Here is a 24,793-nt window from a genome sequence, read left to right on the forward strand (position 1 = left end):
ATACGATGCGAAAAATTGAATGTATTAGCGTTTTTGATATGTTGAAGGTTGGCGTAGGCCCTTCCAGTTCTCATACTTTAGGCCCCTGGCGTGCAGCACAACGCTGGATTGCAGAATTAAAGCAAAAAGGCACTTTTGATGACGTAGAACAAATACATATAGATCTCTATGGCTCTCTTTCCCTTACCGGAATAGGTCACGCTACAGATATTGCTACTGTTTTAGGACTTTGTGGTCACGATCCCGTAACTATGGATATTTCGGTAATTGATCCCGAAATTCAGAAGATCAGGGAAACAAAAAAACTTCAGTTTAACGGGGAAAAAGAGATCAATTTTAGCATTGAGAATGATGTTAAGTTTAATAAGAAATTCCTTGAATTTCATCCTAACGGAATGACATTTCGGGCTAAACTGAAAAACGGTAAAAAAACCTCTTCTTCTTTTTATTCTATCGGTGGCGGATTCGTTGTAAAGAAAGAACGTAAAAACGCCAGCAAGAAGATGAAAAAATTTATGGAGTTCCCTTACCCCATAGAAAAAGCTACAGAACTCCTCGCCTATTGCAAAGCTGAAAACAAACCTATTTCTGAAATAGTTCTGGAAAACGAGAAATCCCTTAGAACCGAAGAAGAAATAAATGCCGGCTTAAAACAAATTTGGGATGTGATGCTCGAATCGATGTTCATTGGCTGTCATACCGAAGGAACCCTTCCCGGCGGACTCAATGTGAAACGCCGTTCTTTTGAAATGCACCAGCGCCTTATTGGCGAAGAAAAATATGATTCGCCCGAAGATTGGATAACTGCTATTAGAAGAACTGAGGTAAAGTTCAGGCAAATCCTTAAATGGGTGAGCTGTTTTGCCATTAGTGTAAACGAGGTAAATGCATCTTTGGGTCGTGTAGTTACTGCCCCAACAAATGGTAGTGCCGGCACCGTACCTTCAGTAATGATGTATTATATGGTCATAGAAAATCACAAGGCGACTTTTGAAGATATGAAACGCTTTATGCTGGTTGCCGGTGAAATTGGCAGTCTCTTTAAAAAAGGGGCAACGATTTCTGCCGCTATGGGCGGTTGCCAGGCAGAGATTGGCGTATCCTCGGCAATGGCTGCCGGCGGATTAACAGAATTGCTTGGTGGCACACCGGAACAAGTGCTAATGGCCGCAGAGATCGCTATGGAGCATCATCTTGGATTAACCTGCGATCCTATCGCAGGTTTGGTACAGGTACCTTGTATTGAAAGAAATGCAATGGGCGCCATAAAAGCCATTAACGCTGCTGAGATCGCCCTGGAAAGTGATGCTACCAAAGCAAAAGTTCCATTGGATAAAGTGATTGAAACAATGTGGGACACGGCAAAAGATATGAATTCAAAATATAAAGAAACCTCAGAAGGCGGGCTTGCTGTAAAGGTGAGTTTAAGTGATTGTTAATTACCCGTTCTCTGTTGTGGGTTCTCAGTTATGGGTCCCAGTTGTGGGTTTTAAATTTGGCGTTTTTCGTTCGTGGTTTATTTTTTTAAAAGTCCGCTGAGACTTTAAACTGCTTGCTGAGTTTATCCTGTTCTCTCTTCCCGGCATTGCGAAGTAGTAAAATTTTTTCAATAAAAATTTCGTGAATTCGTGGCTTAAAACAAAGACAGTTTTAAATTGCAGTAATATTTAAAATAAAAATCTTGCAGTTCCCTAAAATTCCGCCTAAAGTCAGCAATCTCTTGCGCAATTACTGGCTAATGATTGGGACCTATTTTCTGTTTTTCTTTTTACTGGGATTTTTAAATACATTTTTACCAGAATTAGACCTCGAGAAATACCAGCAAACTGAACTATTCAATTTAATGGATGAAAGTCCTTTGGCATTTATTCTTATGGCGGTTGTTATAGCGCCCATTTTAGAAGAAAGTATGTTTAGGACACTGATTAAACCTTCTTTTACCGAAATCTATATTTTTATTTGTGCGGTACTTGCCTTTGTAGGCCTGGGTTTTATTCCGCAGGAAGCGCATTCTTTACTTAAATATGGCCTGGTAATTTTATCGGCTATTATCATTTTTCTTTTTTTGCAATCTCTTAAACCTTCAAGATTTCTTAGAGTATTCCGTATAATTCTATACCGAAATTATAGATTTATATGGCTACTTACCGCTGCTCTTTTTGGTTTGGTTCATATTTGGAATTACGTTGAAGGCTGGCAATTTGACCTGATTTTATTCCTTTTAATTTTCCCAAGAATTATCGCCGGGTATTTCTTCGGAAAAGTAAAAGTCGAAAACGGAAATCTCCTCTGGCCCATCACAATGCACGCCATGAATAACGGAATTGTAGTATTCTTCCTGCTTCCAAAGCTTTTATAAGCTTATTTAACAAAGACTTAAAACAGAAGCTTTTAAGCTTTTTGTAACTTCAATGTCCAACTAAAAAAATGTTATGAAAGCTGTACAGGTAAAAGAAAAAGGCGGTGATTTTCACGTTGTTGAAATAGACAAACCATCACCAGAAGAGAACGAAGTTTTAATTAAAGTAGAAGCCTGTGGCATTTGCCACAGCGATGCTTTTGTAAAAGATGGTGCTTTTCCGGGGATCGAATATCCTCGTGTTCCCGGCCACGAAGTTGTAGGAATCGTTGAGGAAGTTGGTTCTCGTGTAAACAACTGGAAAAAAGGCCAGCGCGTTGGCGTTGGATGGCACGGCGGGCATTGTTTTGAGTGTGAACCCTGTCGACGTGGCGATTTTATAAGCTGCGAAAACGCAAAAATAAGCGGGATCTCTTACGATGGTGGTTACGCTGAATTTATGACTGCGCCACAGGAAGCGGTAGTCAGTATTCCGGAAGACCTATCTTCTGCTGAAGCTGCTCCCCTGCTCTGTGCGGGGATTACGGTTTTTAATGCCTTGAGAAATTCAGGAATTACCGCTGGCGACACCGTTGCCGTTCAGGGAATTGGCGGTTTGGGCCATTTGGCCATTCAGTATGCTGCTAAAATGGGAATGCGCACCGTAGCCATTTCTACCAGTGACAGCAAAAAAGAACTAGCTGAAGAATTAGGCGCACATCATTTTATAAATGCAAAACAGAAAGATGCGGCCAAGGAATTACAAAATATGGGCGGTGCTAAACTCATTTTGGCCACTGCACCCAATAGCGAAGCAATCACCTCTGTAATTGGTGGCCTGGGAATAGACGGTAAACTATTAATGGTAGCAGCAACCGGAGATCCTATTGAAGTTTCGCCAATGGAACTTCTAATGGGAAGAAAATCTGTTGCGGGTTGGCCAAGTGGTACCGCTATGGATTCTGAAGATACTTTAAAGTTTAGCGCCATGACGGGTACAAAACCAAAAATAGAAGAATTTCCGCTGGATAAAGTAAGCGAAGCCTACGATAAAATGATCAATAATAAAGCGCGGTTTAGAGTGGTTTTAAAACCATAATAAGCTTTGATTTTATAAAATTACCACGGAATTTTCAAATACTAATCTTGAATTTCGTGGTTTTTTATTTTTACAATTTTGCCACGAATTCACAAATAATAATTTTATAAAGCTCTTTTCTGAAATGAAATTAGTGCATTCGTGGATTTATTAATTTTCATCATTTCTATTCACTTATTTATCTTTAGCCGAAAATCTACTAATGCGTTTCTCCTTTCTAAAATATTTCATCGTCACCTGTCTCTTCTGTTCATTTTTCAGCTGTAAAAATCAGGAAAAAGAGAAGGTTAAAACTTCCGCAGAAAAGATTGAAAGAACTGAAAAATCTTATCACGAAAAATATCTGGAAGAAATTGCAGCGATAGAAGAACGCGATTCAGTTTCAACCTCCGGAATGCTAAAAATAGAAGGAGGGGAATATATGATGGGTGGAAATTCGCCACAAACAAGGCGCGATGAATTTCCGCAGCATAAAGAAACAATTGAAACAATTTGGGTAGATAAAACCGAGGTGACTAATGCTGAGTTCAGAAAATTTGTTTAAGAAACCGGCTACGTAACAACCGCCGAGCGCAGTTTTGAAATTAAAGGGGAGAGCTTTCCTCCCGGTGCCATGGTTTTTGATGCCGAAAATCCGCAGGTCTGGTGGAAGTTTAAAGAAGGTGCCAACTGGAAACATCCGCAGGTCTGGTGGAAGTTTAAAGAAGGTGCCAACTGGAAACATCCGCAAGGTCCCGAGAGCAATATTAAAGGTAAAGAAGATCATCCCGTAGTGCAGGTTTCCTGGTATGATGCTATGGCTTATGCGAAATGGGCGGGCAAACGCTTACCCACCGAAGCAGAATTTGAATACCTGGCTCGAGGAGGAAAAGAAAATCAAATTTATCACTGGGGAAATAACTTTGAAAAAGCTACCGAGTTTGTTAATTTTCATCAGGGTGATTTCCCTAGTCTCAATGAAGTAAAAGACAATTTTGAAAAAACTTCCCCGGTAAAAAGCTTTCCTCCTAATGCTTTCGGACTTTTTGAAGTTTCGGGAAATGTTTGGGAATGGGTTTTAGACACTTATTATCCCAATGCCTATTCAAAACTGGAACAACGCTCCGATGGTTATTTCAAGGAATATTTTAATGAAGAGCAGCAAAAAGTTATTCGCGGAGGTTCTTTTTTATGCAGCGAATCTTACTGTACCGGCTATAGAAACGCAGCCCGAATGAGCTCTACACCCGAAAGTGGCCTGGAACATTTAGGCTTCAGATGTGTAAAAGATGTAGAATAAAATTTTATTTACATCCTAATTTACTGCGAGTGTCTACCAGGTAAATAATTTTCCACTTGCCCTCAGACTTCATCAATTGGAAAGTGTTTACCCCGCAATGACTTAATTCATCATTTAAAAAGAATCTATATGGCGTACTTGCATTGGCGATCATTCCGTTAGTATTGATTTTAAAATCGGTCAATTCTTCTCTGAATTTTGTAGATTTTGGGATAGAAGCAATAGATTTTAAAAAACCAGAATAGTCTTCGGTAGATAAATTGGTATTTCCTTGGGCATCAATAGCCACCGATTGCATCTTAATTTCTGGATGAGCAAATTCTTTTAGCGCAGTAGAATCCTGGGCGTGAAAAGCTTCAAAAAAGTCTTCAATTAAAATCTTAATATCTTCTGTGTCTGTATTCTTTTGGCTCCAGGCCCCCTGGGAAATTAGGAATAGACCTATTAACAATAACTTCTTCATTAAATCTTCTTATTTAAACGCTAACTTAGTATTTCAAAATATCACTCTCAAGGTTTTAGATTATGAAAATTGTAAAAAACATCTTGGTTATCCTATCGGTAGGAATGATTCTCACTACCTGCCAATTACAAGCTCAGGAGCAAAATTCAAAGAAGATTGTAGGTTATATTGTTGCCGGAAATGTAGATGATAAATTCGATGAAATCTCTCCGGAAAAGCTTACGCACATCAACTACGCTTTTGCGAATATTAAAGACGGAAAAATTATAGAGGGAAATCCAAAAGATGTAGAACGCTTGAAGAAACTAAACACATTGAAGAAAGATAATCCTGAATTAAAAATCCTGATCTCGGTGGGAGGCTGGACCTGGTCTGGTGGTTTTTCTGAAGCAGTAGCTACAAAAAATGACAGGGAGCAATTTGCCAATAGTGGCATTTCTTTTCTTCAAAAACATAAAATTGACGGGATAGATCTAGACTGGGAATATCCGGGGCAACCGGGAGCAGGAAATATTCATTCTCCAAATGACAAAGAAAACTTTACCGCTATCTTAAAGCTTTTTAGGAAAAAGTTAGACTCGGTCGGCGAAATCGATAATAGAAATTACCTATTAACTATTGCAACCGCTGCAAATGAGGAATATTTAAAGCACGTTGAATTAAATAAGATTCATCCTCACCTGGATTTTATAAATATTATGAGCTACGATTACCAGGGAGGTTGGAACGATTCTACTTCGCATCATACCAATTTATTTATTTCAGAAACCAATCCTGATGATTATAAACAGAGTACTAAAACTGCGGTAAAAGAACATTTGGAGGCTGGCGCTCCTTCAAAAAAACTTGTTATAGGAATGGCTTTTTATGGGAGAGGTTGGCACGAAACTGAAAACCAAAACTCAGGTCTTCACCAAAAAGCTTTCGGAAATTCTTTTAGTATAAATTATCGGGAATTAAAAGACAGTTTAAAAACAAGTAATTACAGGCGTTTTTGGGATGAAACGGCTAAAGCACCGTATTTATGGCGCGAAGATACCGGCACCTTTATCACGTATGATGATCCCAGATCTATAAAGGAAAAAGTTCAGTTTATTGAAGAGAATGATCTTGGCGGAGCTATGTTTTGGCAATACCACGGAGACGATGGCGAATTATTAAAAACGCTTTATACTGAACTAAAAAAACAATAAAACCAGCTTCTTGCCTTAAAACCGAGTGTTTTTGTACTTTTACCTTCCAAAATTGAAAATATGTCTGTAGCTAAGAAAGAATATAAAAGAGTTACTACTAAGTCGCTCGTAGATATGAAGAAAAATGGTGAGAAGATTGCGATGCTGACTTCTTACGACTATTCAATGGCAAAAATTGTTGATGGCGCCGGGATAGACGTAATTCTTGTGGGAGATTCTGCCAGTAATGTGATGGCGGGACACGAAACCACCCTTCCTATTACTTTAGACCAAATGATCTATCACGCAACCAGCGTGGTAAGAGCTATAAATCGTTCGCTTGTTGTAGTAGATCTTCCTTTTGGGAGTTACCAAAGTGATCCTAAAGAAGCTTTGAGATCGGCTATTAGGATTATGAAAGAAAGCGGCGGACACGCTGTAAAACTTGAAGGTGGAAAAGAGATTAAAGAATCCCTGAAACGTATTCTTAACGCCGGAATTCCGGTGATGGGACATTTAGGTTTAACTCCCCAGTCAATTTATAAGTTTGGCACCTATACCGTTAGAGCAAAAGAAGAAGCTGAAGCTGAAAAGTTGAAATCTGATGCGCTGTTGTTAGAACGTCTTGGTTGTTTTGCTATAGTTTTAGAAAAAGTGCCAGCCAAACTGGCAAAAGAAGTGGCCGAAAGTGTAAATATCCCTGTTATAGGAATAGGCGCCGGTAATGGTGTAGATGGTCAGGTTTTGGTTGTTCATGATATGCTGGGAATGACCCACGAATTTAACCCGAGATTCTTAAGAAGATACGCCGATCTGCATACCGAAATGACTAAAGCTTTTGAAGGTTATAGGGACGATGTAAAAAGCAAAAAGTTCCCATCTGATGACGAACAATATTAGTTCAGTAAGCAGTAAAAAATTGCAGTTTACAAGCAAATAAAATATCCAGTTTGGAAAAAACAATTTCAGATAAAAATAACCTACAGGTACTTTTTGAAGATAATCACATCATCGTGGTAAGTAAGCGACCCGGTGATATTGTGCAGGGAGACAAAACCGGAGACAAACCGCTTAGCGAAGTCGTAAAATCTTATTTAAAAGAAAAATATAATAAACCCGGAAATGTTTATTTGGGGGTAGTTCATCGTCTCGATAGACCAACCAGCGGAATTGTACTTTTTGCAAAAACCTCCAAAGCTCTTCCCAGACTCAACAAACTTTTTCAGGAAAAAAAAGCGCAAAAAACCTACTGGGCTATTGTAAAGAATGCGCCACCAAAAAAGTCGGATACTTTAATTCATTTTTTAAAGAGAAATCCGAAACAAAACAAATCTTACGCACATATTAAAGAAGTTCCTGAAAGTAAAAAAGCTATTCTAGAATATCGACTTTTAAAAAAACTGGATAACTATTTTCTATTGGAAGTAGATTTGCATACCGGGCGGCATCATCAAATTAGGAGTCAACTTTCAGCAATTGGCAGCCCGATTAAAGGCGATCTAAAATACGGATTTGACCGAAGTAACAAAGATGCCAGTATTCACCTACACGCAAGGGAACTTAAATTTATTCATCCTGTAAAAAAAGAAGAAATTCACATTATTGCGCCTCCTCCAGATGAAGTACTTTGGAATAACTGCATAGACTAAAAATTACCTAAATCACCTATGAATAACTTTTACCTAAGCTTAATTTTTACCGCAATTTCATTTTCCTCATTTGCCCAGGACACCATTTATATGGATAGTAAGTACCAGGAATTGGATACGAAAGAAGGTGCTAAATATTTTAAAATTATCACTCCTACTCCAGATAAAGACTATGAATTTTTAAGAACCACGTATTTTACGGATGGCACAAAAAAAGCTGAGCAATCTTATGACCTTAAAGATGAAAAGAAAGTTTATGAAGGGTTACATAAACATTTTTATGAATCTGGAGAGTTATTCCATTCGGTAGAATTTAAGAAAGGAAAAATGCACGGTGAATTAGTCGCATACTGGAAAAATGGAATCAAAAGGAGACACGATTATTTTAAGCGAAACAAGCTAAAAAAAGGGAAGGTTTGGAATGAGTCTGGAGAAGAAATTGAATACTTTCATTTTCAGATTCCCCCGGAATTTCCTGGAGGGCAAAAGGCTTTAAAAAAGTATCTAGTAGAAAATATTAAAATACCTACTTATCATGATTCCATGCAGAGGGTAGTAGTAAGGTTTACTATCGATACTGATGGAAACACAACTAATATAAAAATAGAAGAGAAAGCCCCGGCAGAATATATGGTAGAAGCATACCGGGTTGTAGATGAAATGCCAAAATGGAAACCAGGGAAGCGATTTGGAGAGGAGGTAAATGTAAGTTATGGTCTTCCTCTTGTGTTTCAATAATCACTATCTACTCACCAAAGCCGCTTTTTCAGCGATCACATCAGCCACAGGGCGGTTTTGTATTTTACTTTCTAGCCAGGAAATTATATCAAGATATAGAAAGGCCCTACGTTCATAAGGATGATCTTCAAATTCCTTTAGTTTACTATGCAGTTTTTTGAATTCATCTTTTATTTCAAGCGGCGATACTTCTGGTAAATTTCTAAGAAAACGAATCATTTCTTTTTGCACCTCGTGCAAATCGTTCATTTTAATCAAAAACTTATAGGTAGATTTTACCAGGCGATCCAAATGATAATCCAGGCCTGCTTCATAATGCGCCACCAAACTTAAAATTCGGGCAAAACACATTAAGTCTTCCCGCATTTCCAGGGATTTATTATTAATGATCTTATTGAGATATTCAATACACTTTTTATTATTTCCGTCCCCAAAATAAAGACTGGCAATTTTATAGTAAAAAACCATAATGTGATGTTCGTCAATACGGTCTTTATATTTTTTTATTCGCTTCTGAATTTTTTCTACCAGTTCATCTCCATTTGCAAAATTCCCCTGCATAAAACGTAAATTCAATTTATTGGAATATAAATAAAGAAAAGCAAGGGCTTTTATATTGTCATCATCTGGAATTTTAGACTCCTTCAGCATACCTTCAAGGTTCTTCAGCGTCTTTTCAAATAAATTGGTATGATTTAGATAAAATAAAGACTCTAGTAAATAGTGATTACCTTTTAAATACGAAACAGGGTGAATAGACACCAAATGCTTATGCTCGTTAAAAAGGTCTATCCATTTCATAGAATAGCGATAGCATGCCAAAAAATCCTGTGTGATAAAACTAAACCAAAGATGAGCCTTGTAAAGCCATAGTTTTTCCCTAAAACCTATGTCTTTGATCTTATATTCCGGCAGGCTCTGGTAAAAATAATTCCTGATACTATCTGCTTCCTCCTGTGTCCTGGCGTAACCCATTTTTAAGAAGATAGCGTATAATTGTAAAGATAAGTTTGAAAGCTTGCTGGATATTAAATTGAGCTCGCTCAAATCTTCTGTTTGCTGAATAAGACTTTCGGCCCTGTTTTCTATACTTCGGGTAATATATTGCGACTCTATTATCTTTTCCAGCTCCAGGATCTCGTAGGCCAGGTTTTTCTCTTCGTATTCCAGCGCCTGTCCTTTTATTTTATCGAGTAATTTCAGACTCTGTTTGTAAAGCCCTTTTCTATAAAGAATATAAGCAAAGTCAAATTGCTCCCTAATTTGCACCGGAATGCTCTGATGTGCAGGATTCAACCTTAAACTTATAAGAATTTGTTTATATAAATGCGCCTTGACATTCGATAACTGCTGCTTACTGATTTTGGTTTTCTGAAGAATCTCCTTCTCATTATACTTCTTCAGCTTAGTCATTACCCTAAATAGATTTAGAAATTTACTATCGGTATTCACGCCAATTCTTCCTACGTACAACGAAAACTGTCGCTTTTCTGAAGGCGAAAGCGACTTAATTAAAGAAAATAAGTTATCGGTTAAATCATTAGTCATTGTAACACAATCGTTTATAAAACACTGATTTACAGTGATATTACATTTTTATTTTTAGTTTAATTATCGTAATGACCTAATCCGCGAAGGTCTGGAGTGTATAGATAAGCAATACTTTAGTTAAAGATAAAGTAAAATAAATCTCTTATGAGCACAGAAAAGGTAGAAATTTTTGACACGACGTTACGAGACGGAGAGCAGGTTCCAGGTTGTAAATTAAACACAGCCCAAAAACTAAAAATAGCTGCTCGCCTTGATGAGCTGGGAGTAGATGTTATTGAAGCAGGTTTTCCTGTTTCCAGTCCCGGCGATTTTCAATCGGTTTACGAAATCTCTAAATTGGCTAAGAACGCCGCCGTTTGTGGACTCACCCGTGCTGTAAAAAAAGATATCGAAGTTGCTGCTGAAGCCCTAAAATATGCCAAAAAGCCTCGTATTCATACTGGGATTGGCACTTCAGATTCTCATATTAAATATAAATTCAATTCCACAAGAGAAGAAATTATTGTGCGTGGTGTTGCCGCGGTAAAGCACGCCAAAAATTTTGTAGATGATGTTGAATTTTATGCCGAAGATGCCGGTAGAACAGATAACGAATTTTTAGCTCGTGTCTGTACCGAGATGATTAAGGCAGGTGCCACGGTATTAAATATTCCTGACACTACAGGATATTGCCTTCCTGAAGAATATGGAAGAAAAATAAAGTACTTAAAAGATAATGTAAAAGATATTGACAAGGTTAGAATTTCCTGTCACTGCCATAACGATTTAGGTCTTGCTACGGCAAATGCCATTGCGGGAGTGATGAATGGTGCCCGCCAGATAGAATGTACCATTAATGGTATTGGCGAGCGTGCAGGAAACACCGCTTTAGAAGAAGTCGTTATGATCTTGAGACAACACCCTAATTTGAATTTAAATACTTTAATAGATCCTAAATTTCTTTTTGATACCAGTTGTATGGTTTCCAAAGAAATGGGAATGTTCGTGCAGCCAAATAAAGCCATTGTAGGCGCTAACGCCTTTGCACATAGCTCAGGAATTCACCAGGATGGAGTGATCAAAAATCGTGAAACATACGAAATTATTGATCCTGCAGAAGTTGGAGTTACCGAATCGGCTATTGTTTTAACTGCAAGAAGCGGAAGAGCAGCTTTAGCACATAAAGCCAAAAAAATGGGCTATAATTTAACGAAACTTCAATTAGATGAAGTCTATGCAGAATTTTTGAATTATGCCGATGCGCGAAGATGTGTTGAGGACCATGATATCCACGAAATTATGCAAATTTCCGAAAGAAGAATAAGAGCAATCGCCTAAGATGCGGAACGCAAAAATGGCAGCACAGGAAAGAATTATAAACCTGTGATGAATTCCCTGCTTGGGATAGAATTTATAAACAAATGAAGAAAACTTTATTCGATAAAATTTGGGACGCTCACGTGGTAGAATCTATACCAGATGGGCCCGATATTTTATATATCGATAAACACCTAATACACGAAGTCACGAGTCCGCAAGCTTTTAATGAGCTAAAGGAACGTGACATTTCGGTGTTTCGACCAGACCAGATTGTTGCTACGGCCGATCATAATACACCCACTGAAAATCAACATTTACCGGTTAAAGATTTATTGTCCAGAAAGCAACTTAAAGAGTTAACCCAAAATTGCGAAGAAAATAATATTACGCTTTATGGTCTTGGCCATCCTTACAACGGGATTGTTCACGTAATGGCTCCCGAACTTGGGATTACTCAACCAGGAATGACAATGGTTTGCGGTGACAGCCACACCTCTACTCACGGCGCTTTTGGCACTATTGCTTTTGGAATTGGCACCAGCCAGGTTTCCCAGGTTTTCGCCAGCCAATGTGTTTTGGTCCAAAAACCAAAGAAATTGCGGGTAAACGTAAATGGAAAACTTAAAAAAGGGGTTTTACCAAAAGACGTGATTCTTTATATCATAAGCAAACTGGGAACTAATTCTGGTACAGGATACTTCTGCGAGTATGCAGGAAATGTGTTTGAAGAAATGTCTATGGAAGGCCGTATGACGGTTTGTAATATGAGTATTGAAATGGGCGCCCGAGGTGGTTTAATCGCTCCCGATCAAACTACTTTTGAATATGTAAAAGGCAAAGAATTCGCACCAAAAGGTGAAGAATTTGAATCAGCAAAAGCTTACTGGGAAACTCTAAAAACCGATGAAGACGCTGAGTTCGATCAGGAATATTCATTTGATGCCGAAGATATTGAACCGATGATCACCTACGGAACAAATCCGGGGATGGGAATTAAAATTACCGGTGCAATCCCGATGGAAGGTGGAAAAAGCGACGCCAAAGCTTTGGCCTATATGGGCTTTAAACCCGGAGAATCTTTACTGGAAAAACCTATAAATTGGATTTTCATCGGAAGTTGTACCAACTCAAGAATCGAAGATTTTAGACAGGCAGCAGCTTATATAAAAGGTAAACAAAAAGCGAAAAATGTAAATGCCTTAATTGTACCGGGTTCACGCCAGGTGGCCGCACAAATTGAAGCAGAAGGCCTTCGCGAAGTATTCGAAAATGCCGGTTTTACATTACGACAACCCGGTTGTTCTGCTTGCTTAGCAATGAATGACGATAAGATTCCCGCCGGTGAATATTGCGTTTCTACCAGTAACAGAAATTTTGAAGGAAGACAGGGACAGGGTTCCAGAACCATATTAGCAAGTCCGTTAACGGCAGCTGCAACCGCAGTTTCAGGAAAATTAACCGACTTTACAAAACACTTAAATTAAATGGAAAAGTTTATCACATTAACCGATACAGCGGTTCCTTTAGAAATAGAAAACGTAGATACCGACCAGATAATTCCTGCAAGGTTTCTAAAAGCAACAGATAAAGCGGGATTTGGAGAAAATCTGTTTCGGGATTGGCGTTTTGATAACAACGACGAGCCAAATCCTGAATTTGTTTTAAACAAGCCTGAATTTAAAGGATCTATTTTAGTAGCAGGAGATAATTTTGGTTGCGGCTCCAGCCGGGAGCACGCGGCCTGGGCAATTAAAGCATACGGATTCAAAGTAGTTGTTTCCAGTTATTTTGCTGATATCTTCAAAGGAAATGCTCTTAATAACGGATTGCTTCCGGTTCAGGTAAGTCCTAAGTTTTTAGACCAGCTTTTTGTTGAAATCACCAAAGATCCTTCCGTAGAAATTAATGTAGATCTGGAAGCACAGAAAATTAGTATTCCGAAGGGAAATATTTCAGAAAGCTTTGAGATAGATCCGTATAAAAAAACCTGTATGCTCAATGGTTTTGACGATATAGACTTTCTGGTAAGCAAACTGGATGCAATAAAAGAATATGAACAGAAAAGATCACAAAAACTAGAAGGGACCACAGCCTTGTAGATTTGAATATGAGTAGATATCTGGAATAAACGTCATCCTGAACTTGTTTTAAGAACTAAGTTGATTAAACACGTTGGAAGCTTAAACAATCCCGAAGTTTCGGGACAGCTTGACGAGAGTTATAAGTCTAAGACGGTTTCGGATTAAAAAATAACCACACATAAAGAAGAAGAAAAATGAAATTAAAAATAGCAGTCTTGCCCGGAGACGGGATAGGTCCTGAAATCACACAGCAATCAGTTAAAGTTTTGAAAGCTGTAGCAGATCGTTTTGATCACCACTTTCAATTTGAAGACGCCTTGGTAGGTGCGGCAGCAATAGATTTGCTGAACAATCCGTTACCTGAAGCTACGCTGGAATTGTGCAAGAAATCTGATGCTGTGTTATTTGGGGCTATAGGACACCCAAAGTATGACAATAATCCCGATGCAAAAGTTAGACCTGAACAGGGACTCCTACAGCTAAGAAAAGGCCTGGGACTTTTTGCCAATATTAGACCCGTAAAAGCCTATGATAAACTTATAGAACAATCGCCATTAAAAGCCGATCGTATTACCGGTGCAGATATGGTGATTTACCGGGAACTTACCGGCGGAATTTATTTTGGCGATAAATTTACGGCTGAAGATGGTCAAAGCGCTACCGATGTTTGCACCTATTCTGTGGAAGAGATTTCCAGGATGGCACACCTGGCTTTTAAAGCTGCACAACAAAGATCTAAAAAATTAACGCTGGTAGATAAAGCCAATGTTCTGGAAACTTCCAGGTTATGGCGAAAAACAGTAACCAAAATTGGCGAAGAATATCCAGATGTGGCGCTAGACTTCCTTTTTGTTGACAACGCGGCCATGCAAATGATTCTTAACCCAACTCAATTTGATGTAATTCTTACCGAAAATATGTTTGGCGATATTCTTTCAGATGAAGCCAGTGTAATTGGTGGCAGCATCGGGTTATTAGCATCGGCATCTGTAGGAAAAGAAAACGCAATGTTTGAACCTATTCACGGTTCCTATCCGCAGGCAACCGGTAAAGGCATCGCAAACCCTGTAGCTTCCATTTTATCGGCTGCAATGCTTTTAGAGCATTTCGGTTTGGTAGAAGAAGCCGAGGCAGTAAAAAAGGCGGTGGAACTTAGTATTAAACTAAATGTTTGCACCATAGACATTAACAAAGATAACCATTATACCACCGAAAAAGTGGGTGATTTCCTTGAGGGACTTATCAGTGAAGTTGATAATATTAGTATCAACAATGAGAACCTGAACCTTGGGCAAATGACTATTATTTAAGATTATTTTTTCTTCATTTATGTTTTGAACCCTTCGCATTTCGTGTGGTTTTGCGGGGGGTTTTTTAGTGATACCCACTTTGCAGGAGCTTGAAAAGCTTCCGCAAAGTGTTGGTAGAACTATCCCGACTTCAGCCGGGATCCTATTATTCTATACTCAGATAAAAATTCAAAAACCTAAACCTCATCCTTTTTTCTCTTAATTTCTTCCAAAGCAAGATTATCCTTACTTCCTAAATGCGAATGCTTTTTACCTTCTGCAGCTTCATAAGTTCCTTCCTGCACCTGGCCACCGATTATTTGATAAGCCTCTCTAAAAGATTTTCCCTGCATCACCAAATCATTGATACTATCTACCGTAAAAAGATATTTATATTTTTCATCCTGTAAATTGATATCCTTCACCTTAATTAAAGCGATGGAGTGAATAAAAACATCCAAGATCTCTTTAATATTTTCTACCGCATAAATGCTGTTTTCTTTGATCAGTTGGTAGTCTCTATGATAACCGCTCGGTAAATTATTGGTAATTAAAATCATCTCGTTAGCGATGCTCTGTAACTTGTTGCATTTACCACGAATCAATTCAAAAACATCAGGATTTTTCTTGTGTGGCATAATGCTGGAGCCTGTGGTAAGTTCATCGGGAAAAGTGATAAAGTCAAAATTCTGACTCATATATAAACAAATATCCATAGCAAAACGAGCTAAAGTATTTGCTACTGATGAAATATTAGAAGTCACTGTTCGCTCACACTTTCCACGACCCAGTTGTGCGGCTACCACATTATATTTTAAAGTAGAAAACCCTAACTCTTTGGTGGTGAATTCCCGATCTATAGGAAAAGAAGAGCCATAACCTGCCGCAGATCCCAACGGATTTTGATCTACAACTTTCAAACCGGCTTCCAGTAAATAAAGATCATCGATAAGTAATTCTGCATAGGCTGAAAACCATAAACCAAAACTTGAAGGCATCGCTACCTGCAAATGTGTATACCCGGGAAGAAGTTTCTCCTGATGTTTATCTGCGAGGCCCACAAGAACATCTATCAATTGCTTTGTTTTACTAGAAATCTCTCTCAAATTTTCTTTGAAATATAATTGCATCGCCACCAAAACCTGGTCATTCCTGGATCGAGCAGTATGGATTTTTTTTCCTGTATCTCCCAGGACTTTGGTTAATTCAAATTCAATTTTTGAATGTACATCTTCAAATTGCTCTTCTATCTCAAAAGTTCCTTTTTCAAGCTGCTGCTGAAGTTTAGCTAATTCTACTTCTATACTTTTCACTTCTTCTGAAGTCAGAATATCAACTTTCCCTAACATTCTAGCGTGAGCTTTTGAAGCTTTTAGATCGTATTCCGCGATATGCATATCTAACTCCCGGTCGTTTCCAACCGTAAAATTTTCGATCTTTTTATCTATAGCTAATCCTTTATCCCAGAGTTTCATAGTTTTTATTTTAAGCTAAAAATTAATTATAAACGTCATTCTGAATTTATTTCAGAATCTAAGTTGTTATATACCCAGAACACATTAGAAGCTGAAACAATCCCGAAGTTTCGGGACAACTTGACGCAAATTTTTCTACCAGTCTACTTATAGTCTTTATACTTTTAAAGTTTTTTCCAGCAATTTAATATACTTCTCAATCCCTTCTTCCACTTCTTTTACATAAATAAATTCATCTGCGGAATGAGATCTTGTGGAATCTCCCGGACCTAATTTTAAAGAAGGACAGCTTAACATTGCCTGGTCTGAAAGTGTAGGCGAACCATAAGTTTCCATTCCTAAAGAAATTCCAGCCTTTACTAACTCGTGATTCCTGGGAATTGAAGAAGAATTCAACCGAAGGGAACGTGCAGTTATTTCATCTACAGGAGCTTTTTTCTTTAAAATTTGCTCAATTTCAGCGTTGGAATACGCATCATTCACCCGAACATCTATCACCAGATCTACGTGGCCCGGCACTACATTATGCTGGCTGCCGGCATTGATCTGGGTTACCGTAAGTTTTACTTTCCCCAGAGTTTCAGATTCCTTCGGAAAATCAAATTCCTGAAACCATTTTAAAGCATTAGCAGTCTTGTATATCGAGTTATTATCATTGGGATGAGCGGCGTGTGAAGGAGTTCCCTTTACTTTAGCATCAAAAACTACCAGACCTTTTTCGGCAATTGCCAGTTGCATTAAAGTCGGTTCACCAACTATAGCAACATCAACTTTTGGCATTTTAGGTAACATACAGGCTATTCCATTTTTCCCGTTAATTTCCTCCTCAGCAGTTCCTGCAAAAATCAGATTATATTCCAGGTTTTTCGCTTCATAAAACCATGTGAAAGTTGCAAGTAAAGAAACAAGACAACCACCGGCATCGTTACTACCTAATCCGTATAATTTTCCATCTTCAATTTCAGCTTCAAATGGATTCCGGGTGTATGCTGAATTTGGTTTTACCGTATCGTGATGTGAATTAAGCAGCAAGCTTGGTTTAGCCGGATCAAAATATTTATTGGTAGCCCAAACATTGTTCAAATGCCGATAAAAGGTCATCTCTTTAGTTCGGAACCAATCTTCCAGCAACCCGGCCGTTTTATCTTCTTCCTTTGAGAATGATCGAATCTCAACAAGATTCTTTAGTAAATCCAGGGCCTCCTTTTGTAATTCTTCGAGCTTCATTAATCCGTGATTTTAGTATAAACAGATTCTTTATTTAATAACCTGAAATCCCCCAGAAATATATTTTTCACACCGCTTTCCAAAGCCTGGAAACTGTTGTGCAACTTAGGGAGCATCCCATCGCTTATTATTTTTTCTTCAAGCAATTCCTGGTATTTTTCACTGGTAATTTCTTGAATCACCGAATCATCGTTTTCGGCATTGGCCAGCACACCTTTTTTCTCAAAGCAGAAATAAAGTTCAGTCTCATATATATCGCTCATCGCTTTGGCGATTTCCGCAGCAACAGAATCGCCATTTGTGTTTAAAAGTACACCCTCTTCTGTACAGGAAATAGCCGAAAAAACAGGCATAATATTTTGTTCTAAAAGTGAATTTATAAATTCTGAATTAATCTTTTCCACGTCTCCAACAAAACCAAAGTCGACTTCCTTCACAGGACGTTTCTTGGAAACAATGCTCATTCCATCGGCACCGCATAAACCAATTGCATTTTCATTCAAAATTTGAAGCTTAGCTACAATATTTTTATTAATGAGTCCGCCGTAGACCATAGTGATCACTTTAATTGAATCGGCATCGGTGATTCTTCGCCCTTCAAACATTTGGGTTTTATAACCGAGTTTCCCTGCAATTTCGGTAGCCAGGTTTCCCCCACCATGAACCAGGATCTTCGGGCCTCGCAAAGCCACAAAATCATTCAGGAATTCAGCGAATTTGGATTCATCTTCAATAAGCTTCCCTCCTATTTTTACAACTTTTAAAACCTTGTTTTTCATATTTCCTTAATTCCGTCCATTAGAGTACGATGAAACTGAATACTGTTTAAGCATTCTTCCCTAAATCTTTTGCTTGCACTTTTTCTTCTAAAATTCTTTTTAAAACCGCCTGCGCAGCAAAAGTTCTGTTTCCCGCCTGTTGAATCACCACCGAGTTTTCTGAATCCAATACCTCATCGGCAATCACCATATTTCTTCTTACCGGCAAACAATGCATCACTTTTGCATTATTGGTTAATTTTAATTTTTTTGCAGAAAAAGTCCAGTTTCGATCTTCACTTAGTTTTTGACCGTAATTTTCATAGCTACTCCAATTTTTAACATACACGAAATCGGCATCTTTTAAAGCCTCAGCCTGATCGTGAATAACCGAAACATTTTTAGTGATTTTTGGATTTAGATCATAACCTTCCGGATTGGTGATCACAAAATCCACATCAAGATTTTGCATAATTTCAGCAAAAGAATTAGGTACACTTTGCGGTAAAGTCTTTGGGTGCGGCGCCCAGCTAAGCACAACTTTCGGCTTATCTTTTTTATTTAATTCGGAAATAGTCATGGCATCGGTAAGTGCCTGCAGGGGATGGCCCGTAGCACTTTCCAAATTTACAACAGGTACAGACGCAAATTTTTTAAAGCTATTTAATACCGTCTCAGCCTCATCTTTTTCTTTGTCTTTTAAGTCGGGAAACGCTCGTACCGCGATGATATCGCAATACTGCGAAAGCACCGCAGCCGCTTCTTTAATATGTTCAGCTTTATCGGAATCCATTACCGCCCCATCTTCAAACTCCAACTTCCAGCTATCGCTACCGGCATTCATCACCATTACTTCCATTCCCAACAATTTCGCGGCTTTTTCAGAACTTAAACGCGTACGTAAACTGGGGTTAAAAAATAGCATTCCCAGGGTTTTTCCTTTTCCTATTTCTAAAGTGGATGTGCTTTTTTTCAACTCTAGCGCTTCCGTAATTAATTGCTGTAAATCTTTTATATCTGATAATTCTGTGTAATTTTTCATATTTAGCGTTTTATCCTTCAAGGTCTACAAGACCTTGAAGGTTTTAATTTCCCTAATACCTACAGGGTTTATAAAACTTTTCAGAAATGTTTAATTAAGAACAATCTTTAAAGCTTTAAATAACTCATCAAAATGTTTCTTTTTTATGTTTAATGGCGGTAAAATTCTTAGCAGTTTTTTATTGGCCGAGGCTCCGGTAAAAATTTGATGCTTATACAACAGTTCTTTTCTTAACTGCGCGATCTCAAAATCGAATTCTAAACCAATCATCAATCCGCGACCTTTGATCTTTTTGATCTGCGGAATTTCCGCCGCTTTCTCTTTTACATATCCAAAAAGTTCACTGGCATTTTTCAGAAGATTTTCTTTTTCTATAACCTCCAAAACCGAAATCCCCGCGGCACAGGCCAGGTGATTCCCACCAAAAGTCGTACCCAGCATTCCGGGTTTTGCTTCAATAGCTTTATCGATTAACACCCCGCCAATTGGAAACCCATTGCCCATTCCTTTCGCTATGGAAATAATATCAGGTCGAATATTATGTTTCTGAAAAGCAAAAAAATCTCCTGTCCTCCCATAACCCGACTGTACCTCATCTGCAATTAAAACTGAACTATATTTTTTACACAATTCAGCGGTTTTTTGATAAAATTCAGTAGAAGCTTCATCGAGTCCTCCAACACCTTGGATCACTTCAAAAATAACCGCAGCCACGTCGCCTTTTTTCAACTCTTTTTCAAGCGTATCCGTATCTTCAAAAGCAATTTTCGTCGCTTGATGATGTTGATTGAATGGAGCTTTAATATTTTCATTGTCGGTCACCGCAACCACTCCTGAAGTTCTTCCGTGGAAAGCATTTTCAAAATAGATCACGCGATCTTTCCCAGTATGAAAAGAAGCAACTTTAAGCGCATTTTCATTGGCCTCAGCCCCCGAATTACATAAAAACAGACTATAATCTTCTATTCCTGAAAGTTTTTTCAACTTTTCGGCAAGATTGTTTTGCAAAGGATTTTTGACCGAATTGGAGTAAAAACCCAGTTCCGCAACCTGTTTAGAAATAGAATTCACATAAGCGGGATGGGAATGTCCAATAGAAATTACCGCATGGCCGCCATAAAGATCCAGGTATTTATTTCCTTCTTTATCAAAAACATAAGCGCCCTCGCCTTTTACCGGCGTGATATCGTAAAGCGGATAAACATCAAATAATTCCATAGTTAGTCGATTGTAATGGTGTTTATTTTCTTGAAGGAAGCCTGGATTCCTTTTATCAATGATGAACTGAGTCCGTTGTGCTCCATTTCATTTAATCCCTCAATGGTGCAACCACGTGGGGTAGTCACCTTATCGATTTCCTCTTCGGGGTGCTTACCAGATTCTATAAGCAAGCTGGAAGCACCCAAACAGGTTTGCATAGCCAACTGCTGGGCGTCTTTAGCATCAAAACCAAGTTGGACAGCGCCCTGGGTGGTAGCGCGAATCAGTCGCATCCAAAAAGCGACTCCACTGGCGCAAATTACCGTAGCCGCCTGCATCTTGTTTTCCGGAATAATAATACTTGTACCCAATCGATTAAAAATAGCCTCAGCAATAGCGATGCGTTTTTCTCCTTTTTCGTTGCTACAAAGACAGGTCATTGATTTACCTACTGCAATGGCCGTGTTAGGCATAGAACGCACAATAAACTGATCCTGGCCAACAATCGCTTCCATAGCAGCGATCTTAAAGCCAGTTACGGTAGAAATAAGCACATGCTTCTCGGTAAGCTGATCTTTTATCTCTTCCAGAATTCGCTCCATTTGCGTAGGTTGAACTGCGAAAACAAGGATATCTGAATTTTGAACAGCTTCCCGGTTATCTTTAGTTACTGTTACATTTGAATATTCTTCGTAATTCTGAAGCTCCTCGATCTTTCGTTTTGTGAGGTAAAGCGTGGTAAACGCATTGTTCACAATAAGGCCTTTGGCTATGGAAAGCCCAAGGTTTCCGGCTCCTATGATTGCTATTTTCATTTGTTTGGTTTTAGTTGGTTAATTTTTGCCAGGAATTCACGAATATTTATGAAACCTTACAGGTTATAATTCCGGTTCCACAGGGATTTAGATCCTGAAACAAGTTCAGGATGACGCCCTTAATTTTTATTCGATCAATTATATTCGTGTATTAGTGGCATATCTCATTAAAAATAATTCGCTTTTAATTTTAATCCGGTGGTTTCTTCAAAACCAAACATCAAGTTCATATTTTGAACTGCCTGCCCCGAAGCCCCTTTTAGTAAATTATCAATTACACTGGTGATTAAAATTTTATTCCTAAATTTCTGTAATTTCAGCAGGCATTTATTGGTGTTTACTACTTGTTTTAAATGCAGCTCTTCCTCTACTACAAACGTAAAAATCGAATCTTTATAGGCTTCAGAATAAATCGCCTTGGCTTCTTCCAGACTTCCTTCAAACTTTGTGTACGCCGTGGCGTGAATTCCTCTGGAAAAATTGCCTCTATTCGGAATAAAATTAATTTCCGGGAGCTTGTTATTCTGAAGTAGTTTTAAACTCTGGCCTATTTCATTTAAATGCTGATGTTCAAATGCTTTATAACTGGAGAAATTATTATCTCGCCAGGTAAAATGCGTAGTAGCCGAAAGTGAAGTCCCAGCTCCGGTTGCTCCGGTTACCGCATTGATATGCACTTCATTCTGCAACAATCCGGCTTTCGCAAGTGGTAAAATTGCTAAACTAATAGCCGTGGCAAAACATCCGGGATTTGCAATAAAATCAGCTTTTTTTATCTTTTCTTTATTGAATTCAGGTAAACCGTACACAAACGCATGTTCGCCATTCATTCGATAATCGGTACTTAGATCTACAATTTTTGTTTTTCCTGAAAACTGATTTTCAGCAAGGAATTTTATGGAATTTCCGTGTCCCAAACATAGAAAAACCACATCTGCATTTTTATTGATCTCTCCGCTAAATTGCAAATCGATCTCACCCAGTAAATCCTGGTGTACTCCTGCAACAGGTTTTCCCGGTTGAGAGGTGCTGTAAATAAAGTCCAGCTCAACTTCTGGATGGTTTATCAAAATCCTGATGAGCTCTCCTGCCGTATAACCGGCGCCACCTATTATTCCTGCTTTTATCATTTTTCTGTATTAACGTGTTGGTAGATCTTGCCCGCATTCGAAAGAATTTTTATAAATCCTTTAGCATCCTGGGAAGTCCAGGCTTTATTTTCTTCGCCATAATTTCCGAAACTGGAATTCATTAAATCATTTTCAGACTTAATTCCGTCTAAAGTGAATCTATAAGGATGCAAAGTGATAAAAACTTCTCCGCTAACCTGCTTTTGTGAACTTTCTAAAAATGCCTCCAAATCTCGCATTACAGGTTCTAAATACTGGCCTTCGTGTAAATGCGTACCATACCAATTAGCCAAATAATCTTTATGCTGTAACTGCCATTTACTTAGCGTATGTTTTTCCAGTAAATGGTGAGCTTTAATAGTAATTAAGGCCGCCGCAGCTTCAAAACCAACTCTACCTTTAATTCCAATAATCGTATCGCCTACGTGGATGTCTCGCCCAATCGCATACTTGGAAGCGATATTTTCCAGGATCTCAATATTCTTCTCAGGAGAATTTTCTTTTCCATTTACTGCGGAAAGTTCACCCTTGAAAAATGTCAAACTGATTTGTTTCGGTTCCTTTTCCTGAATCTGGGAAGGGTAAGCCGATTCGGGTAAAGGTTTTTCTGAGGTCAAAGTTTCTGCTCCACCAACACTGGTTCCCCAAAGGCCCTTGTTCACCGAATATTTTGACTTTTCCCAATTCATTTCCACTCCATTCTGCTTCAGGTATTCAATTTCTTCCTGTCTACTGAGTTGCTTATCCCTAATTGGGGTGATGATCTCAATTTCCGGTGCGATAATTTGAAAGATCATATCAAATCGTACCTGGTCGTTTCCGGCGCCGGTACTGCCGTGAGCAATATATTTAGCATCAATACTTTTTGCGTAATTCACAATCTCTATGGCCTGTACAATTCGTTCAGCACTCACCGAAAGCGGATAGGTATTGTTCTTCAAAACATTTCCGAAGATTAAGTATTTTACCACTTTTTGATAAAATGAGGAAACTGCATCAATATTCTTATAGGTCTTTGCCCCTATTTTTTGCGCGTTTTCTCCAATTTTCTTCACTTCTTCTTCTGAAAATCCTCCGGTATTCACACTCACCGCGTGAACTTCAAAATTTTCTTCTTTAGATAAATATTTTGCGCAATAAGAAGTATCTAAACCTCCACTATATGCTATAACTACTTTTTTCATTTTTTTAATTTAAAACGTGGGGTTCGCCACGAATTCAATAATATTTTATATTTCTCCTCCCAGAAAGGCTTGCGGGATGGTTTATCCTTCCTTCAGGCTTTCGCCTACCACCTTCCCTTGAAATGGAAGGAACAATTCAGTTTCCGTTTTTCTCTTTTTTGTAAAACAAGGTTTGTTTAATATTCTTCAGCCTTTTAAAAGCTTTATCATTTAAACTTTCCTTTTTCTGCGTTTTTTTGACATCTTTTTTTCTTTCGGGATCGTACATCATCCCGGTGCAAAGGCACATATTACGTTCTGTCCTGGTGAGGATATCGTAATTCTTGCAGGTTTGGCAACCTTTCCAAAAGGCGTCATCATCGGTTAATTCAGAAAAAGGGACGGGTTGATAGCCCAGCTCATAATTTATTTTCATCACAGCCAAACCGGTAGTAATTCCGAAGATCTTTGCATTGGGGTACATTTTTCTGGAATGCTTAAAAACCACTTCTTTGATCTCTTTAGCTAAACCCTGATTTCTGAAATCGGGGTGTACTATGAGACCTGAGTTTGCCACATACCTATCGTGGCTCCAGGTTTCGATATAGCAGAAGCCGGCAAATTTTTCGCCGTCTAAAGCAATAACCGCATTCCCTTTTTCCATTTTACCAATAATATATTCGGGAGTTCTGCGGGCAATACCCGTGCCTCGAACCTTTGCAGATTCTTCTATAGTTGTACAAATAATCTCAGCGTAAGGAGCGTGAGATTTATTAGCAATGATAATCTTCATTTGCTAAGAAATTAGTGAGAAAATAAAATTTGATTTGGTCTTTTTTGAAAGGGGAACCGGACTCACCTAAGTTCCATATAAATTATACACGCACAAACGTGCGACGCGGGAAGCGGCGGCGAATAGGTGTTATTTCAGAAGTAATTCTGAAATTTAAATTGGACGGTATGTTTTGTGAATCTTTCAAATTATAATTAAAATCAAATAATATTAAAAAAAGGAAATAGAGGTG

General features: G+C 38.4%; 22 protein-coding genes and 1 pseudogene. 12 read left to right on the forward strand and 11 right to left on the reverse strand.

The features are described 5' to 3' along the window. Positions 1 to 5: 5 nt before the first annotated feature. From APB85_RS11470 to APB85_RS11485, 4 genes and pseudogenes are all read left to right on the forward strand, one after another. A complete protein-coding gene (locus APB85_RS11470) occupies positions 6 to 1,439 on the forward strand; it encodes an L-serine ammonia-lyase (protein ID WP_057481585.1) in 1,434 nt (477 codons plus the stop codon). Between the two features lie 299 nt (positions 1,440 to 1,738). Next, positions 1,739 to 2,359: a CPBP family glutamic-type intramembrane protease gene (locus tag APB85_RS11475; protein WP_057481584.1), complete on the forward strand. Its 621-nt coding sequence runs from the start codon at positions 1,739 to 1,741 to the stop codon at positions 2,357 to 2,359. Positions 2,360 to 2,432: 73 nt separating this feature from the next. Beyond that, positions 2,433 to 3,437 (forward strand): alcohol dehydrogenase, encoded by a 1,005-nt coding sequence (locus APB85_RS11480; protein ID WP_057481583.1) that lies wholly within the window; start codon positions 2,433 to 2,435, stop codon positions 3,435 to 3,437. A 394-nt stretch (positions 3,438 to 3,831) separates the two neighbouring features. Further along, positions 3,832 to 4,716 (forward strand): annotated as a pseudogene (locus tag APB85_RS11485) (formylglycine-generating enzyme family protein). 4 nt (positions 4,717 to 4,720) lie between these two features. Here the strand turns inward: APB85_RS11485 and APB85_RS11490 are convergent. Next, entirely contained in the window at positions 4,721 to 5,179 is a 459-nt protein-coding gene (locus tag APB85_RS11490) for a nuclear transport factor 2 family protein (RefSeq protein ID WP_057481580.1), read from the reverse strand. A gap of 62 nt (positions 5,180 to 5,241) precedes the next feature. Between APB85_RS11490 and APB85_RS11495 the strand changes: the two genes are divergently transcribed. Genes APB85_RS11495 through APB85_RS11510 form a run of 4 tightly spaced genes read left to right on the forward strand, consistent with a single transcriptional unit; the run spans position 5,242 to position 8,738 of the window. Further along, positions 5,242 to 6,372, forward strand: a complete 1,131-nt coding sequence (locus APB85_RS11495) for a glycoside hydrolase family 18 protein (protein WP_057481579.1) — start codon at positions 5,242 to 5,244, stop codon at positions 6,370 to 6,372. Positions 6,373 to 6,432: 60 nt separating this feature from the next. Continuing rightward, the gene (panB, locus tag APB85_RS11500) at positions 6,433 to 7,251 is read left to right on the forward strand and encodes a 3-methyl-2-oxobutanoate hydroxymethyltransferase (protein ID WP_057481578.1); all 819 of its coding nucleotides are present in this window, start codon (positions 6,433 to 6,435) and stop codon (positions 7,249 to 7,251) included. A 50-nt stretch (positions 7,252 to 7,301) separates the two neighbouring features. Next, positions 7,302 to 8,000: an RluA family pseudouridine synthase gene (locus APB85_RS11505; RefSeq protein WP_057481577.1), complete on the forward strand. Its 699-nt coding sequence runs from the start codon at positions 7,302 to 7,304 to the stop codon at positions 7,998 to 8,000. Positions 8,001 to 8,018: 18 nt separating this feature from the next. Further along, positions 8,019 to 8,738 carry an energy transducer TonB gene (locus APB85_RS11510; protein WP_083482193.1) on the forward strand — a complete coding sequence of 240 codons (720 nt, stop codon included), beginning with the start codon at positions 8,019 to 8,021 and terminating at the stop codon, positions 8,736 to 8,738. 3 nt (positions 8,739 to 8,741) lie between these two features. On the opposite strand, the gene APB85_RS11515 is transcribed toward APB85_RS11510, so the two are convergent. After that, positions 8,742 to 10,286 carry a hypothetical protein gene (locus APB85_RS11515; RefSeq protein ID WP_057481575.1) on the reverse strand — a complete coding sequence of 515 codons (1,545 nt, stop codon included), beginning with the start codon at positions 10,284 to 10,286 and terminating at the stop codon, positions 8,742 to 8,744. Positions 10,287 to 10,433: 147 nt separating this feature from the next. On the opposite strand from APB85_RS11515, the gene APB85_RS11520 reads away from it, so the two are divergent. From APB85_RS11520 to leuB, 4 genes are all read left to right on the forward strand, one after another. Beyond that, positions 10,434 to 11,606 (forward strand): 2-isopropylmalate synthase, encoded by a 1,173-nt coding sequence (locus APB85_RS11520; RefSeq protein ID WP_057481574.1) that lies wholly within the window; start codon positions 10,434 to 10,436, stop codon positions 11,604 to 11,606. A gap of 83 nt (positions 11,607 to 11,689) precedes the next feature. Next, a complete protein-coding gene (gene leuC / locus APB85_RS11525) occupies positions 11,690 to 13,072 on the forward strand; it encodes a 3-isopropylmalate dehydratase large subunit (RefSeq protein ID WP_057481573.1) in 1,383 nt (460 codons plus the stop codon). Continuing rightward, positions 13,073 to 13,687 (forward strand): 3-isopropylmalate dehydratase small subunit, encoded by a 615-nt coding sequence (gene leuD / locus APB85_RS11530; protein ID WP_057481572.1) that lies wholly within the window; start codon positions 13,073 to 13,075, stop codon positions 13,685 to 13,687. Positions 13,688 to 13,863: 176 nt separating this feature from the next. Continuing rightward, on the forward strand, positions 13,864 to 14,979 hold the full coding sequence (gene leuB, locus APB85_RS11535; RefSeq protein WP_057481571.1) for a 3-isopropylmalate dehydrogenase: 1,116 nt from the start codon (positions 13,864 to 13,866) through the stop codon (positions 14,977 to 14,979). Between the two features lie 176 nt (positions 14,980 to 15,155). Here leuB and argH read toward each other — a convergent pair whose 3' ends face one another. The 9 genes from argH to APB85_RS11580 form a co-directional block, all read right to left on the reverse strand. Then, positions 15,156 to 16,433, reverse strand: coding sequence for an argininosuccinate lyase (argH, locus tag APB85_RS11540; protein ID WP_057481570.1), 1,278 nt, complete (start codon positions 16,431 to 16,433; stop codon positions 15,156 to 15,158). 156 nt (positions 16,434 to 16,589) lie between these two features. Beyond that, positions 16,590 to 17,660 (reverse strand): M20 family metallo-hydrolase, encoded by a 1,071-nt coding sequence (locus APB85_RS11545; RefSeq protein ID WP_057481569.1) that lies wholly within the window; start codon positions 17,658 to 17,660, stop codon positions 16,590 to 16,592. Then, positions 17,660 to 18,439, reverse strand: a complete 780-nt coding sequence (argB, locus tag APB85_RS11550) for an acetylglutamate kinase (RefSeq protein WP_057481568.1) — start codon at positions 18,437 to 18,439, stop codon at positions 17,660 to 17,662. Before argB ends, APB85_RS11545 begins: the two co-directional genes overlap by 1 nt. Before the next feature lie 46 nt (positions 18,440 to 18,485). Next, on the reverse strand, positions 18,486 to 19,460 hold the full coding sequence (locus APB85_RS11555) for an N-acetylornithine carbamoyltransferase (protein WP_057481567.1): 975 nt from the start codon (positions 19,458 to 19,460) through the stop codon (positions 18,486 to 18,488). A 90-nt stretch (positions 19,461 to 19,550) separates the two neighbouring features. Next, entirely contained in the window at positions 19,551 to 20,678 is a 1,128-nt protein-coding gene (locus APB85_RS11560) for an aspartate aminotransferase family protein (protein ID WP_057481566.1), read from the reverse strand. 2 nt (positions 20,679 to 20,680) lie between these two features. Then, positions 20,681 to 21,475 carry a pyrroline-5-carboxylate reductase gene (gene proC / locus APB85_RS11565; protein ID WP_057481565.1) on the reverse strand — a complete coding sequence of 265 codons (795 nt, stop codon included), beginning with the start codon at positions 21,473 to 21,475 and terminating at the stop codon, positions 20,681 to 20,683. 167 nt (positions 21,476 to 21,642) lie between these two features. Then, entirely contained in the window at positions 21,643 to 22,605 is a 963-nt protein-coding gene (gene argC / locus APB85_RS11570; RefSeq protein ID WP_057481564.1) for an N-acetyl-gamma-glutamyl-phosphate reductase, read from the reverse strand. After that, entirely contained in the window at positions 22,602 to 23,789 is a 1,188-nt protein-coding gene (locus APB85_RS11575; RefSeq protein WP_057481563.1) for an argininosuccinate synthase, read from the reverse strand. The genes argC and APB85_RS11575 overlap by 4 nt, the downstream gene beginning before the upstream one ends. A 136-nt stretch (positions 23,790 to 23,925) precedes the next feature. Then, a complete protein-coding gene (locus tag APB85_RS11580) occupies positions 23,926 to 24,561 on the reverse strand; it encodes a GNAT family N-acetyltransferase (RefSeq protein ID WP_057481562.1) in 636 nt (211 codons plus the stop codon). Positions 24,562 to 24,793: the final 232 nt, after the last annotated feature.

It is taken from the genome of Salegentibacter mishustinae, from assembly GCF_002900095.1.
GTDB classification, from domain to species: Bacteria; Bacteroidota; Bacteroidia; order Flavobacteriales; family Flavobacteriaceae; genus Salegentibacter; species Salegentibacter mishustinae.